The 13,262-nt window shown below is 73.0% G+C and carries 13 protein-coding genes; 8 read left to right on the forward strand and 5 right to left on the reverse strand.

The features are described 5' to 3' along the window. Positions 1-85: 85 nt before the first annotated feature. Together ACN27G_RS16435 and ACN27G_RS16440 are read left to right on the forward strand one after the other, a co-directional pair. On the forward strand, positions 86-676 hold the full coding sequence (locus tag ACN27G_RS16435) for a sigma-70 family RNA polymerase sigma factor (RefSeq protein WP_421493692.1): 591 nt from the start codon (positions 86-88) through the stop codon (positions 674-676). After that, positions 582-1,784 carry a hypothetical protein gene (locus ACN27G_RS16440; RefSeq protein WP_421493693.1) on the forward strand — a complete coding sequence of 401 codons (1,203 nt, stop codon included), beginning with the start codon at positions 582-584 and terminating at the stop codon, positions 1,782-1,784. Before ACN27G_RS16435 ends, ACN27G_RS16440 begins: the two co-directional genes overlap by 95 nt. Positions 1,785-1,873: 89 nt before the next feature. On the opposite strand, the gene ACN27G_RS16445 is transcribed toward ACN27G_RS16440, so the two are convergent. Beyond that, entirely contained in the window at positions 1,874-3,301 is a 1,428-nt protein-coding gene (locus ACN27G_RS16445) for an NAD-dependent succinate-semialdehyde dehydrogenase (RefSeq protein WP_421493694.1), read from the reverse strand. A 191-nt stretch (positions 3,302-3,492) separates the two neighbouring features. Here ACN27G_RS16445 and ACN27G_RS16450 point away from each other — a divergent pair, with 191 nt between their 5' ends. The 3 genes from ACN27G_RS16450 to ACN27G_RS16460 are packed head-to-tail and all read left to right on the forward strand — an operon-like array spanning position 3,493 to position 5,854. Beyond that, positions 3,493-4,425, forward strand: a complete 933-nt coding sequence (locus ACN27G_RS16450; protein WP_421493695.1) for a DUF6282 family protein — start codon at positions 3,493-3,495, stop codon at positions 4,423-4,425. Further along, positions 4,422-4,994 (forward strand): carboxymuconolactone decarboxylase family protein, encoded by a 573-nt coding sequence (locus tag ACN27G_RS16455; RefSeq protein ID WP_421493696.1) that lies wholly within the window; start codon positions 4,422-4,424, stop codon positions 4,992-4,994. The genes ACN27G_RS16450 and ACN27G_RS16455 overlap by 4 nt, the downstream gene beginning before the upstream one ends. Further along, positions 4,991-5,854 carry an N-acyl homoserine lactonase family protein gene (locus tag ACN27G_RS16460; RefSeq protein WP_421493697.1) on the forward strand — a complete coding sequence of 288 codons (864 nt, stop codon included), beginning with the start codon at positions 4,991-4,993 and terminating at the stop codon, positions 5,852-5,854. The genes ACN27G_RS16455 and ACN27G_RS16460 overlap by 4 nt, the downstream gene beginning before the upstream one ends. Before the next feature lie 24 nt (positions 5,855-5,878). Here ACN27G_RS16460 and ACN27G_RS16465 read toward each other — a convergent pair whose 3' ends face one another. From ACN27G_RS16465 to ACN27G_RS16475, 3 genes are read right to left on the reverse strand one after another with little or no spacing between them, the layout of a single operon-like run. Then, positions 5,879-7,378: a flavin-containing monooxygenase gene (locus ACN27G_RS16465; protein ID WP_421493698.1), complete on the reverse strand. Its 1,500-nt coding sequence runs from the start codon at positions 7,376-7,378 to the stop codon at positions 5,879-5,881. Then, positions 7,375-8,286, reverse strand: coding sequence for a hypothetical protein (locus tag ACN27G_RS16470; RefSeq protein WP_421493699.1), 912 nt, complete (start codon positions 8,284-8,286; stop codon positions 7,375-7,377). The genes ACN27G_RS16465 and ACN27G_RS16470 overlap by 4 nt, the downstream gene beginning before the upstream one ends. 10 nt (positions 8,287-8,296) lie before the next feature. Further along, positions 8,297-9,067, reverse strand: coding sequence for an HpcH/HpaI aldolase family protein (locus ACN27G_RS16475; RefSeq protein ID WP_421493700.1), 771 nt, complete (start codon positions 9,065-9,067; stop codon positions 8,297-8,299). 159 nt (positions 9,068-9,226) lie between these two features. Between ACN27G_RS16475 and ACN27G_RS16480 the strand changes: the two genes are divergently transcribed. The 3 genes from ACN27G_RS16480 to ACN27G_RS16490 all read left to right on the forward strand — a co-directional run bounded on the left by ACN27G_RS16480 (position 9,227) and on the right by ACN27G_RS16490 (position 12,121). Next, positions 9,227-9,904, forward strand: a complete 678-nt coding sequence (locus tag ACN27G_RS16480) for a GntR family transcriptional regulator (protein ID WP_421493701.1) — start codon at positions 9,227-9,229, stop codon at positions 9,902-9,904. 112 nt (positions 9,905-10,016) lie between these two features. Next, positions 10,017-10,445: a carboxymuconolactone decarboxylase family protein gene (locus ACN27G_RS16485; RefSeq protein ID WP_421493702.1), complete on the forward strand. Its 429-nt coding sequence runs from the start codon at positions 10,017-10,019 to the stop codon at positions 10,443-10,445. Continuing rightward, a complete protein-coding gene (locus tag ACN27G_RS16490) occupies positions 10,442-12,121 on the forward strand; it encodes a thiamine pyrophosphate-binding protein (protein WP_421493703.1) in 1,680 nt (559 codons plus the stop codon). Before ACN27G_RS16485 ends, ACN27G_RS16490 begins: the two co-directional genes overlap by 4 nt. A gap of 97 nt (positions 12,122-12,218) precedes the next feature. On the opposite strand, the gene ACN27G_RS16495 is transcribed toward ACN27G_RS16490, so the two are convergent. Beyond that, on the reverse strand, positions 12,219-13,052 hold the full coding sequence (locus tag ACN27G_RS16495; protein ID WP_421493704.1) for an SDR family NAD(P)-dependent oxidoreductase: 834 nt from the start codon (positions 13,050-13,052) through the stop codon (positions 12,219-12,221). Positions 13,053-13,262 lie beyond the last annotated feature (210 nt).

Below are 13,262 nucleotides of genomic sequence, written 5' to 3' on the forward strand. Positions count from 1 at the left end.
TTCTTTGCCGCGAAAAAATCCTCGGCGGGCGTGCATCGTTCGGGCGGGCCCCGACCGTTCCATCCTCGTGGGGAGGAGCGGCCGGTTGAGACCAGATGATGAGGAAGCGTTCCGCGAGTTCGTGGCGTCCCGGATGCCCGCGCTGCGGAAGCTGGCGTTCGTGACCTGCGGCGACTGGCATGCCGCGGAGGATGCCGTGGCGAACGCCCTGGCGAAGCTGTATCCACGCTGGGGACGCCTGGAACGGCCGGAGCTGTACGCCCAGACCATGGTGTTCCGGGCGGCGATCGACGAGACCCGCCGGCCCTGGTGGCGCCGCGAACGGTCCGCCGGCGACCGGATCCCGGAGGTCGCCCAGGCCGATCCCGCCGCCGCCACCGACGAACGCCTGAGGGTGCGGTCGGCGCTACTCGCCGTGCCAAAAGGGCAACGGGCAGTACTGGTGCTGCGGTTCTACCTCGGCATGACCGCCGAGGATGCCGCCGACGTGCTCGGCGTGCGGGCCGCGACGGTCAGGAGCCAGACGGCCAGAGGTCTGGCGAATCTACGGGCGGCGCTGGCCGCCGGAGGTGTGGTTGTCGATGACACGGCAGAACATGGAGGGCGTGCCGATGCGGGTGCGGGAGATGGTGGATCTGGTGGCGTCCGAGTCGCCACCACCGCGCTACACCGTTGACGAGATCGTCGAGTCGGGGCGGCGGGTCCAGCGCCGCCGACGGCAGCGCTGGGCCGCGTCCGGCGCGGCCGCCCTGGCGGTGCTCGGCGTCACGGCCGCGGTCGCCGTACCGTCGCTCGTTGGCGGAGCAGCGTCGCCGACGGTCGCCGCCGGCCAGGAGGACGCCACCGCGCTGACCGGCCAGCAGGCCGGCGCGGCCGGCGCCGCGTACACCTTCCCGGCCGGAGCCCGGCCCTTCACCTTCACCTTCGACGGTTACCAGGTCGGCCGGCTGCGGGTCGGGCAGCCGATCGACGTGTCGACCGCCTACGAACTCGCCCCGGTCTACGCGGACGGCTTCACCACCAACGACCGGGCGGTCGACCCGGATCAGCCGCCCGCCGCCGGGGGACCGACCCTCTACGCCTACCTCGCCGTCTACCGGCCCGGCGCCTACGACCCGGCGAAGCTCGCCGGAGCGCGGCAGGTCACCGTCGCCGGCCGGCCCGGGCTGGAGGCCAGCGGCCCGGGGCTCGGCAACATCGCGGTGACCCGGACCCTCGCCTGGCAGTACGACACCGACGGCTGGGCGGTGATCACCGCCCACTCCGGCGACGCCGACGCCCCGTCGGCGGACGAGTTGCGGCAACTCGCCGCCGGCCTGCGGGCCGGTACGCCGGAGGCGGCGAGGGTTCCGGTCACCCTGGGCTACGTGCCGTCCGGATACCACCTCACCGAGGTCGCGATGCACGCCATGACCGGCCTGAACGGGATCGCGAGCGCCAGGGACGGTGACCACGCCGGCCTGCTCCTCAGCCGGCCCGCCCTGCCGACGACCGGCCTCACCGAGCCGTACGGCGGTGTCGACGGCGCCGAGCCTCCGGGCAGCTTCCTCGTCTTCGTGCTGCCCGCCGCCAACTCCAACCAACCACCACAGTCGGCCGGAATCAGCTGCCGTGACGACTTCTGCAACCGGTGGGTCGAGGACGGCGCCGTGAAGGTGCAGGTGGTGAGCCGTGGCCCCGACGGCCTGCCGCAAGAGGAGATGACGAAGATCCTCGACGGGATCACCCTCGCGAACGTGCGCGACGACAGCACCTGGACCGAGGCGGGCGCCGCGATCTCCTGACGCGTCGCTCCGAGCGGGGGAACCGGCGTGGGACCGGTTCCCCCGCGACCGCCCGCCGCCGTCAGGGCTGCCCCGGGACGGGACACCCGTCAGGCGGTCAGCGCGATGTACTTCTCCTCCAGGAATTCGAGAATCCCCTCGGAACCACCCTCCCGGCCGAGGCCGCTCTGCTTGACCCCGCCGAACGGGGCGGCCGGGTCGCTGACCGCGCCCCGGTTGACCGCGACCATCCCCACCTCCAGGCGGCGGGCGACGGCGACCGCCTCCCGCTCCTCGCCGAAGACGTACGCCATCAGGCCGTAGATGGTGTCGTTCGCCATCCGCACCGCGTCGTCGACGTCGTCGAAGCGGACCACCGCGGTGACCGGCCCGAAGATCTCGGTGGTGGTGATCGTGGCACCGTGCTCGACGCCGGTGAGCAGGGTCGCGTCGTAGAAGGCGCCGTCGGTCGAGGCGTGCCCGCCGCGCCGCAGCGTCGCCCCCTCCGCCAGGGCGGTCCCGACCAGGGCCGCCACCTTGTCGCGCTCCGGCACCGAGACGAGGGCGCCGAGGTCGTTCGCACGGTCCCGCCCGGGGCCGACCGCCAGCGCGGCGAGGGCGGCATCCATCCGCGCGACGAACTCGTCGTGCAGTGAGCTGTGCACGTAGAAGCGGTTGGCGGCGGTGCAGGCCGAGCCGCCGTTACGCATCTTGGCCAGCAGCGCGCCGGCCACCGTGGCGTCCAGGTCCGCGCCGGGCAGCACGATGAGCGGGGCGTTGCCGCCGAGCTCCATGGACGTGCTGACCACGCTCTCGGCGCAGGCGTGCAGGAGTTGCCGGCCGACCTCGGTGGAGCCGGTGAAGGAGAGCTTCCGGACCTCCGGACGGTCGATCATTCGCTGCACCGGCGGGCCGGTCGGCACCGGAGTCACCAGGTTCACCACGCCCCGGGGTACGCCGGCCCGACGCAGCACCTCGACGATGTAGGCGGCGGTGAGCGGGGTCTCCCGGGCGGGCTTGAGGATCGCCGTGCAGCCGGCGGCCAGTGCCGGGGCGAGCTTGCGGGTCGCCATCGCGGCGGGGAAGTTCCAGGGCGTGATGAGCAGCGACACCCCGATCGGCTGCCGGTCGACCAGGATCCGCTTGTCCCCGGCCGGCGAGAGCCGGTACTCCCCCGGCACCCGCACCGCCTCCTCGGCGAACCAGCGGAAGAACTCCTTCGCGTAGTCCGCCTCGGCCACCGCGTCCGGCCAGGCCTTGCCGTTCTCCCGCACCATCAGGTCGGCAAGGGTCTCGACCTCGGCCGTGAGGATCTCGTAGGCGGCGCGGAGCAGTTCGCCGCGTTCGCGCGGGGCGGTGGCCGCCCACCGCGGCTGCGCGGCCGCCGCCGCGTCGACGGCGGCCATGCAGTCGCGCTCCTCCGCGACGGCGAAGCGGGCGATGGTGGAGAGGTCGGCGGGGTCGACGACGTCGAAGCGCCGGTCGTCCGCACCCGGCCGCCACGCGCCGTCGATGAACAGGTCGGTGTGCAGGGTCACGTCAGGCTCCGTTCCGTCAGCATGTGGTCATGGATGCACCGGCGATCCGGGCATGGAGCTCCCTTCCCGGGCACATGCCGCGTTCACCCAGGTGGGCAGGGGTGCGACAGGACCGCGAAGCCGACCAGACGTTTGAGCTGATAGTCATACCATCATACAATCAGTCGAACTCCTAGCCGGACGAGGTGTCGATGACCGATCCGCAACACGAGCTGGCGGCCGCCCAGCCGGACGCGTTCGACCGCCTGCTGCGCGGCGCCGTCGACGTACACGTGCACGGCCAGCCGGACCTGTCGGCGGGGCTGCGGAACCGCGGCGACGACCTCGCGGTGGCCCGGCTGGCGCACGCGTACGGCATGTCGGGGTGGGTCCTCAAGTCCCACCTCTGGGCCACCACCGATCGCGCCCGCTCCCTGCGACAGGCGATGGCCGGGACCGGGTTCACGGTGCACGGCAGCATCACCCTGAACCCGCCGGTCGGTGGCCTGGAGCCCAGCGTCGTCGAACTCGCCGCCGCGCACGGTGCCCGGGTGGTCTTCCTGCCGACCTGGGGCGGTGCCGCCGACCTCGGTCGCGGCGGATACATCAGCACGCTGCTCGGGCGCGTCTCGCCCTCCTTCGCCGAATACCAGGCCCGGACGGCGATCACCCTCCGCGACCCGGGCGGCGCCCTCTCCGGCCGGACGCGGACCGTCGTCGACGCCTGTCACGCGCTCGGCCTCGCCCTGGCCACCGGACACGCCTCGGTCGAGGAGAGCCTCGCGGTCGCCGCGTACTGCGCCGGGGTCGGGCAGCGGCTGCTCGTCACCCACCCGCTGCACTACACGACGGATCCGGCGCTGCTGCGCGAGTTCGCCGCGACCGGCGCGTACCTCGAATTCTGCAACGCCCCGCTGGTGCACCCGGACGGGCACCTGAGCATCCGGGACGTGGACCGGGCGCTGCACGCCGTCGGGCCGGAGCGGGCGATCCTCACCACGGACGTCTTCTCCCGCTGGGTGCCGCCCGAGCCGGAGTGCCTGCGCATGTTCGTCGAACAGTTGGCCTATCTCGGCTGGACCGCCGAGCAGATCGGCACGATGGTGACCACCAATCCCCGCGCGTTCCTGGGAGACGAGGCATGAGAGTCGACGACGTCGATCCGGCGGAGATGGACCCCGCCCAGCTGGCCCTCTACGAGCACTACACCACCGGGCAGCGGGTCGCGCCGGAGAGCCCGTTCTCGCTCGTCGACCCGGACGGTCGGCTCCAGGGCCCACCGGCGGTCTGGATCCTCAGCCCGACCTTCGGGCACGCGCTGCAACAGATCGGCGCCGCCGTCCGGTTCGGTTCCCAGCTGCCCGCCCGGGCCCGGGAGATCGCGATCCTGCTCGTCGGCCACCACCACCGCAGCGCCTTCGAGCTCTACGCGCACAGCCGCGCCGGGCGGGCCGCCGGCCTCACCGAGGCCGACCTCGCGGCCCTGGCCGACGGCCGGGAACCGGCCGGGCTCTCCGAGGTGGAGACCTGCGTCCTCCGGACGACCCGGGCGGTGCTCGACCGGGGCACCCTGGACGAGGAGGAGTTCCGCGACGCGGTCGGCCCGCTCGGCGAGCCGGGGCTGCTCGAACTGGTCACCATCGTCGGCTACTACAACATGGTGGCCTGGCAGCTCGCCGTCTTCGACGTCCGGCCGCCGGGTGCCGGCTCGTGAACTGGTCCATCTGGATCCTCGAGTACGGCTACGTCGCGCGCTTCCCCGCCAGCAACCTCTTCGCCGCCCAGCCGAACGAGGGTCACCGGCGGATGCCGTACTGCTTCGGCCTGCTGCGCTCGGCGGACCGGTGCGTACTGGTGGACACCGGCTTCGCCGACCCGGCGATCCACGACCGGCTCACCGCCAAGTACGGCGAGACCCGCTGGCGCGACCCGGTCGACGTGCTCGCCCGGGTCGGGGGACGGGCCGAGGAGGTCGACACCGTCCTGCTGACCCACAACCACTTCGACCACGCCGGCCGCGTCGACGCGTTCGACGCGGCGCACGTGCACATCCAGCGGCGGGAGATCGAGAGCTACCTCGCCGCCACCGCCCGGCCCGCCCGGTTCGAGTTCCTGACCCGCTCCTGCCAGGCGGACCTGCCGCAGCAACTCGCCACCCGCCCGGCGACGCTCGTCGACGGGGTGGCCGAGGTCGCCGACGGCGTCGAGCTGCGGCCGGCGCACGACACCCACACCGCCGGCTCGCAGCTGGTCGCGGTGACGAACGACGCGGACGGCACCTGGGTCTTCGCCGGGGACAACGTCTACAGCTACGAGAACCTGGAGGGCATCGGAGGCGACGGCGTGCTCGCCCCGATCGCGATGACCACCGGCAGCGCCGCCGCCTGGCTCGACTTCGCCGACGACCTGCTGGCCGGCGTCGGCGGGGAGACCCGGCGGATCCTGCCGTTCCACGAGGCGGCCGTCTGGGACCGCTTCCCGTCGACGGTCTTCGACGACGGCCTGCACGTCGCGGAGGTGTCGCTGGCCGGTGGGCACCCCAGCGTGGTGTCCGCCGGCCGGTGGGCACCCTGACGCGGTGCCCACCGGGCGGGCACTCTAGCGTGGTGTCCGCAGGCCCAGCCGGGCGATGAGCCGGGTGGCGATGGCGTAACTGAGGTGGCCGCCCGGCCACTGCGTCACGTTGTGCCCCGCCGGGTCGTGGTAGTAGTTGTGGCAGCCGGAGTTCATCGCCGAGGCGTGGCTGGACATCCGCCGGTCGATCCAGGCGAGGAAGCGGCGCATCACGTCCGGCGAGGTGTCGACACGGCGCCGCCGGCTGCGCTCCAGCCGCCGCACGGTCCGCACCAGGACCTCGGCCTGCCGTTCGAGCTGGGCGATGATCGAGACCCCGCCGTTGGTGTTCGGGCCGTAGAGGATGAAGAAGTTGGGAAAGCCCGGCACCGTGATGCCCAGGAAGGCGGAGGCGCGCTCCCGCCAGGCGTCGTGGATGCTGCGCCCCTCGCGGCCCTTGACGTCGAGGCTGGCCAGGAACCTCGTCGGCTGGAAGCCGGTGCTGAGGACCAGTACGTCGACGTCCCGGGCGGTGCCGGTGGCGTCGACCACCCCGGTCGGGGTCACCCGGCGCACCGCGTGCGGCACCAGTTCCACGTTGTCGCGGTTGAGCGAGGGATAGAAGGTGGAGGAGATGACCGGCCGCTTGCAGCCCCAGGGATAGTCCGGGGTGACCGCCGCCCGGGTCGCCGGGTCGGCGACGGTGTCGGCGATGAACCGCTCGCAGACCGCCCGCATCCGCCGCTGCCGGCGGGAGCCGACGTCGTAGCCCTTGAACCGCTGGTTTCCCTGGTGGAAGAGCCAGGCCCGGTGCAGCCGCTGGGCCAGCGGCAGGTGGCGATAGACCCACCGCTCGCGCGGGCTGTACTCCCGCTCGTTCTTCGGTTCGATCCAGCCGGGCTCGCGCTGGAAGACGTGGACCTGCCCGGCGGTGGGCGCGATCGCCGGGACGATCTGCACGGCGGTCGAGCCGGTGCCGACCACCGCGACGGACTTGCCGGTGAGGTCGTGCTCCTCCCAGCGCGAGGTGTGGAAGCAGGGGCCGGTGAAGGTCTCCAGCCCCGGCCAGTCGGGATAGCGGGGCACGTTGAGCAGGCCCAGCGCGGAGACGACGACGTCGAACTCCTCGCTCTCGCCATGCTCGGTCCGTAGCCGGTAGGAGTTGGTGGACTCCTCCCAGACCAGGTCGGTGACCCGGGTGTTCAGCCGCAGGTGCGGGGCGAGCCCGAAGCGCTGCACCACGTGCTCGGCGTAGGCGAGCAGTTCCGGCTGGGTGGCGTGGCTGCGCGGCCAGTCGTACTTGAGGAACGAGAAGGAGTACGCGTGCGACGGCACGTCGACCTCGCACCCGGGGTACCGGTTGTCGTACCAGGTGCCGCCGACCCCGGCGGACTGTTCGAAGATGACGACGGTGGCCGAGGTGCGCCTGCGGAGCTTGACCGCGGCGGCGATGCCGCCCAGCCCGGCGCCGATGATGGCCACCCGGATCGGCCCGCGCCCGTCCTTCCTCGGCTCCCCGCCGCTCACCGGCTCTCCGCCCGTCACCGGCTCTCCGGCGCCGGGTAGTCGTCGGCGTTGAAGACCCAGCCCTCCATCGCCGAGAAGTCGGCGCGCGGCGGGCAGAAGACGTCGATCAGATGGTTGGTCTCCGGGTCGACCGCCTCGCTGGTGTGCAGCGAGGGCGGCGGGATCACGGTGACCGCCGGGGCGAGCACCCGCTCGTGTTCGTCCTCGCGCCAGTTGGCCCTGTTGGTGGTCCACGGCCACCTGATGTGGTGCACGTACTCCCCCGCCAGCACGATCGAGCACTGCTCGAAGTCGTCGTGCTTGTGCGGCGAGAGCTTCGACGGGTCGCGCGGCCCCTGCTTCGGGTCGATGAAGTTGACCATGAACGTGGTGCAGCGGTAGAGCCGGAACGGCGGGTTCGCCAGCGGCGGCACGGTCAGGTCGTAGCTGCGGACGCGGTAGCCGCCGACCGGATCGGGCCACGGCCGGAACGGGGGGATGTTCTCGTGCGGCTCGGCGTAGGAGTCGGCGTTGGCGGCGAGCGCGGCGACGTCGTCCGACCGGGTGGTCAGCAGCCGCAGCACCCGGCCCTGCCCGGTGACCGTCACCGAACTGTCACCCGGCGGCACCACCAGCATGGTGCGGCCGGTCACCGAGACCTCCTCGCCGGGTGCCCGGACGGTCGCGCCGAGGCCGTCGTCGGCGAGCAGCACCACGTACTCGTCCGGCTGGGCGGTGCGGGTGAAGGTGGCGGTGCCGTCGAGTTCGGAGTACCCGACGACGAAGTTCTGGCCGCGCGCGTACCAGGTGGAGATCTCGTCGGTCTTCTCCACCGGGGGCAGGTCGCGGAACCTCACGTGCTCGGAGCCGGAGAACCGCTCGGGCGCGGTGGCCGTCGCGGTGCTCGACGGCAGGGTGGAGCGCAGATCGCTGTTGTCGTAGGCCATGGGGCCTCCCTCAGGCGAATCGGCTGCGGAGGTCGGCGACGGCGGACGCCGCGGCACTCCTCAGCAGGCTGGTGTCGTTGCTGACCATCACGTACCGGAAGCCGCGCTCGGCGGCCGCGTGCGCCTGGGCGGCGGTCTGCACGGCGGTGCCGGCCGGCACCCCGCGCTGCCGCGCGGCGGCGAGCAGCCGGTCGACCAGTTTCTGGATCCCGGTGTCCGACTGCGGCAGGCCGGAGGAGAGTTGCAGGTCACCCATGCCGAGGAAGACGCCGTTGAGCCCGACCACGTCGAGAATCTCGTCGACCGCCTCGATCGCGGCCCGCTCCTCGAGCTGGACCGCGCGCATCACCTCCTCGTCGCCGAAGCGCAGGTACTCCTCCCGGGGGGTGCCGCCCCACCGGCCGGCCCGGGAGGTGGTGCCGAGGCCCCGGTCGCCGCCGGGGGCGAAGAGCATCTGCCGGACCGCGGCCCCGGCCTCCGCCACGGAGGTGACCCGGGGCACCAGGATCCCGTCCACCCCGACGTCGAGCAGCCGCTGCAGGTGGCTGCCGCTACGGTCGGGGACGCGGACCAGGACCGACATGCCGGCCCCCTGCGCCACCACCGTCGCCTGGTAGGCGAACTCGAAGGTGAGCGGCGCGTGTTCCTGGTCGATCACGATGAAGTCGAACCCGGCGTCGGCCAGGATCTCCACCGGCTCGAGCGCCGGAATCTTGACCCAGGTGCCGACCAGGCACCGGTCGGCACTGGCCAACCTACGGGCGAAGCCCAACCGCGCCATAACGCTCCTCACAAGGGTTTTTGGGTTTCGAGAATGTAGCATCGTCATACGATCTGAGACAACGGTACGCCGTCGCGGACGCCTCTGCCCCACGGGCCTGCCCCGTGGGTACGATGTCAGGCACGACGTGCCGGACGAGCGTGGCCAGGGAGGGCGACGGTGACCCGAGCCAATACCTTGCGCGTGGAACGCACCCCGGCGCTCATCCGCTCGCAGGTCCTGGAAAACCTGCGCCAGGCGATCCTCGACCGCCGGCTCGCACCGGGCCAGCGCCTGATCGAGCGTGAGCTGGTGGAACTCACCGGCGTCTCCCGCACCAGCGTCCGCGAGGCGCTCCGCGAGCTGGCCGCCGAGGGGCTGGTCACCGCGATCCCCAACAAGGGCACGATCGTCACCAGCGTCAGCGCCGAGGAGGCGCGCCAGCTCTATCAGGTGCGCTCGGTGCTGGAGGCACTGGCCGGCCGGCTCTTCGTCGCGCACGCCAGCGCCGCCCAGCGCCGGGCGCTGGTCCGCGCACTGGACCGGGTCGACCGGCTGGCGGCGTCGGGAGCGCCGATCCTGACCGCGAAGGACGCCTTCTACGACGTGCTCTTCGAGGGCGGCGGCAACCTCGCGCTGCGGTCGGTGGTCGGCAGCCTGCATGCGCGGGTGAGCGTGCTGCGGTCGCTGTCGCTGTCGGTGCCGGGCCGGCTCGAACACAGCGTCGCCGAGCTGCACGCGATCGTCGACGCCGTGGTGGCCGGCGACGCCGACGCCGCCGCGGCGGCCTGCGCCCGGCACGTCGAGGAGGCCGGTCGCGCCGGGCTGGCCGCTCTCTCCGAGCAGGACGGCGGCTGACCGCCACCCCCGGTTTCCCTGGTCGTCGACTTCCACCGCTTCCGCCGACTCCGCAAAATTGTATGATGGTCGTACGCTTCGCCTCCTCATCGACCTCAGACAGGAGCGGTACATGACCTCTGACCAGAGCCGGCTCGAACGCGGCAACCAGGTCCGGCGTGAGGTGCTCGGCGACGCCCACGTGGACCGGTCGCTGAAGCAGGCCACCGACTTCACCCGGCTGGTGCAGGAGTACGTGACGGCGAGCTGCTGGGGCGACGTCTGGTCCCGCCCCGGGCTCGACCGGCGCACCCGCAGCCTGCTCAACCTCGCGATGCTGACCGCGCTGAACCGCCCGCACGAGTTCTCGGTGCACGTCCGGGGCGCGCTCCGCAACGGTTGCACCGAGACGGAGATCCAGGAGGTGCTGCTGCAGACCGCCGCGTACTGCGGCGCACCCGCCGCGCTCGAGTCGTTCCGGCTGGCCGCGCGGGTCCTCGACGAGGTGCGGCAGGAGTCGGCCACCGCCGACGGCGCGCCGGTCGGGATCACGGCCGGGTGACCCGGCGGACCGCCGCCCGGGTCGTCGCCGACATGCTCGACGGCTACGGGGTGACACACGTCTTCTCGGTACCCGCGATCCTCCGCCGCACCATGGCCGAGCTGGAGCTGCACCATCCGCACATCGCCCGGGTGGTGACGCACGGCGAGAAGTCCGCCGCCTACATGGCCGACGGCTACGCCCGGGTCTCGCACCGGCCCGGGATCGTCGCGGCGCAGGTGGTCGGGGCGTTGAACCTCGCCGCCGGCCTGCGCGAGCCCTTCCTGGCCGGCTCCCCGGTGGTCGCCCTGACCGGCGGCCGGTCGCCGGCGACCAAGTTCCGCCGGGTCTACCAGGAGATCGACGACCTGCCCGCGTTCGAGCCGGTCACGAAGTTCAACGGCACGATCGACGACGCCGACCGCTTCCCCGACATGCTCCGGCACGCGTTCCGGGTGGCCACCACCGGCGCGCCCGGCCCGGTCCACCTCCAGGTGCAGGGCAACGAGGGGCAGCTCGACACGGCGGAGACCGACGCCGAGCCGATCGTGGAGCGCCGGTTCGCCCAAGTGCCGCCGGTACGCCCGGCCCCCGACGACGACGCCGTGGCGGCGGTGCTGCGGCTGCTCGCCGAGGCGCGCCGCCCGGTCCTGGTCGCCGGTGGCGGGGTGCGCTCCTCCCGGGCCGGCGCCGAACTGGTGGCGCTGGCCGAGGCGCTGCGCATCCCGGTCGCCACCTCGGCGAACGGCAAGGACACCGTCCCCGGCACCCACCCGCTCTGCGCCGGGGTGGTCGGGACGTACTCGCGGGAGTGCGCCAACCGGGTGGTCGCCCGCGCCGACCTGGTCTGTTTCGTCGGCACCGGGACCGGGAGCATGACCACGCACTTCTGGGCCGTACCCCCGGTCGGCACCGCGGCGGTCCAGATCGACCTGGAGCCGGCGCAGCTCGGGCGCAACTACCCGCTGCGCGCCTGGATCGCCGCCGACGCCCGGGCCGCGCTCGGCCGGATGCTGGCCCTGGCCGCCGGGCAGCCCCAGCCGGACCGCACGGCGTGGCTGACCGAGGTGGACCGGCTGAAGGCGGAGTGGCGGGACCGCTACCGCGAGGTGCTGACCAGCGACGCCGTGCCGGTCCGGCCGGAACGCATCTGCGCCGAGCTGACCGCCGGGCTGCCCGGCGACGCCGTCCTGGTGGTCGACACCGGTCACGCCGGGATGTGGATGGCCCAGTTCCACGACACCACCTCGGCGGAGCAGGGCTACCTGCGCAGCGCCGGCCATCTGGGCTGGGCGTTCTCCGCGGGGGTGGGCGCGAAGTGCGCCGCACCCGACCGGCCGGTGGTGGTCTTCACCGGCGACGCTGGCCTCTACTACCACCTCGGGGAGATCGAGACCGCCGTCCGGCGGGGGGTCAACCTGGTCACCGTGGTCAACAACAACCATGGCGGCAACCAGAGCAGGCGCGGCTTCGACCGGGCCTACGGCGGTCGGGCGACCGAGCAGGCCCGGGAGCTGTGGACCTACCACGACGTCGACTTCGCCCGGATCGCCGAGGAGATGGGTGCGCTCGGCATCCGGGTGGACCGGCCGGGCGACCTGGCGGGCGCCCTCGACCGGGCGCTGCACGCCGGGCGTCCGGTGGTGGTCGATGTGCACACCGACATCGGGGTGGCCGCTCCGCTGCCGGTCGGCTGAGCGGCAGCCGCACCGCCCGGTTGCCCCGAGCCGCGCCGCCGGGCCGAGGAGCGGCCCCGCCGCCCGGTTGAAGAGCGGTCGCGCCGGTCGGCGAGCGTCAGGCGTCGCCGTAGAGCGAGCGGTCGTAGGCGGCGAAGTCCCAGGCGCCCGCGCCGCCGGAGGGCCGGACGGTGCTCACGATGCTCGCGCCGCCGTCGACCGAGACCACTTCGCCGGTCAGGTAGCCGGCGTCGTCGCTGAACAGGAAGGCCACCACCCCGGCGATCTCGTCGCCGGTGCCGGCCCGGCGCAGCGGCGTGCTGCCGGCCCGCCGGGACATGTCGTCCCGGCCGCCGGCCACCTCCGGCGTCGCGGCGAAGAGGTCGGTGGGCACGATGCCCGGCGCGACCGCGTTCACCCGTATCCCGAGCGGGCCGCCGTACATGGCCGCGCCGCGCAGGATGCCGAGCACGGCGTGCTTGGACGTCTGGTACGCCAGCAGGTCCGCGCTGCCCCGCAGGCTGCCGATGGAGCCGGTGAGCACGACGCTCCCGCCCCCGCCCTGCTCGGCGAAGCGGCGGAAGGCCGCCCGGACACCGAGGAAGACGCCGCGGACGTTCACCGCCATGACCCGGTCGAACTCGGCCACGGTCAGCTCGGGCAGCGTGGCGAACGAGCCGGGTATGCCGGCGTTGAGGTGGTGCAGGTCGAGCCGGCCGAACCGGTCGACGGCGGCCCGCACGTACGCCGCCACGCCCTCCTCGGTCGAGACGTCGGCGACCACCCAGCTCCCCTCGGTGGCGAGCGACTCCACGACCTTGCGCGCGCCGGCCTCGTCGGTGTCGACCGCGACGACGTGAGCGCCCTCCTCGGCGAGGCGCCGCGCGGTGGCCGCGCCGATGCCGCCGGCCGCACCGGTGACCACCGCGACCTTCCCGGCAAGTCCGCGCATGTCGACCTCCGATCCATCCCCATGGATTGTCTGGCAATCATACAATCATGCCACGCCGGGGCGCCGTCGCGCATCCCCCCGGATTTAACTTCCGGGAAGTAGGGCGGAAATCTCTCTGGGCCCTTGACATGCGTCGGGAGGGGTCACCAAGATTCGTCGGTACCGGATAGCCGGATGGATGCCCCGCAATGCGGGACAGGCCCGGGCGAG

This window comes from Plantactinospora sp. WMMB334 (genome assembly GCF_049179095.1).
Lineage (GTDB): Bacteria > Actinomycetota > Actinomycetes > Mycobacteriales > Micromonosporaceae > Plantactinospora.

What these genes read in the sequence shown, in the direction of transcription:
- ACN27G_RS16440 (WP_421493693.1), top strand. Translation starts at nt 582, where the DNA reads ATGACACGGCAGAACATGGAGGGCGTGCCGATGCGGGTGCGGGAGATG.
- ACN27G_RS16450 (WP_421493695.1), top strand. Translation starts at nt 3,493, where the DNA reads ATGACCGATCCGCAACACGAGCTGGCGGCCGCCCAGCCGGACGCGTTC.
- ACN27G_RS16455 (WP_421493696.1), top strand. Translation starts at nt 4,422, where the DNA reads ATGAGAGTCGACGACGTCGATCCGGCGGAGATGGACCCCGCCCAGCTG.
- ACN27G_RS16470 (WP_421493699.1), bottom strand. Translation starts at nt 8,286, where the DNA reads ATGGCCTACGACAACAGCGATCTGCGCTCCACCCTGCCGTCGAGCACC.
- ACN27G_RS16475 (WP_421493700.1), bottom strand. Translation starts at nt 9,067, where the DNA reads ATGGCGCGGTTGGGCTTCGCCCGTAGGTTGGCCAGTGCCGACCGGTGC.
- ACN27G_RS16485 (WP_421493702.1), top strand. Translation starts at nt 10,017, where the DNA reads ATGACCTCTGACCAGAGCCGGCTCGAACGCGGCAACCAGGTCCGGCGT.
- ACN27G_RS16495 (WP_421493704.1), bottom strand. Translation starts at nt 13,052, where the DNA reads ATGCGCGGACTTGCCGGGAAGGTCGCGGTGGTCACCGGTGCGGCCGGC.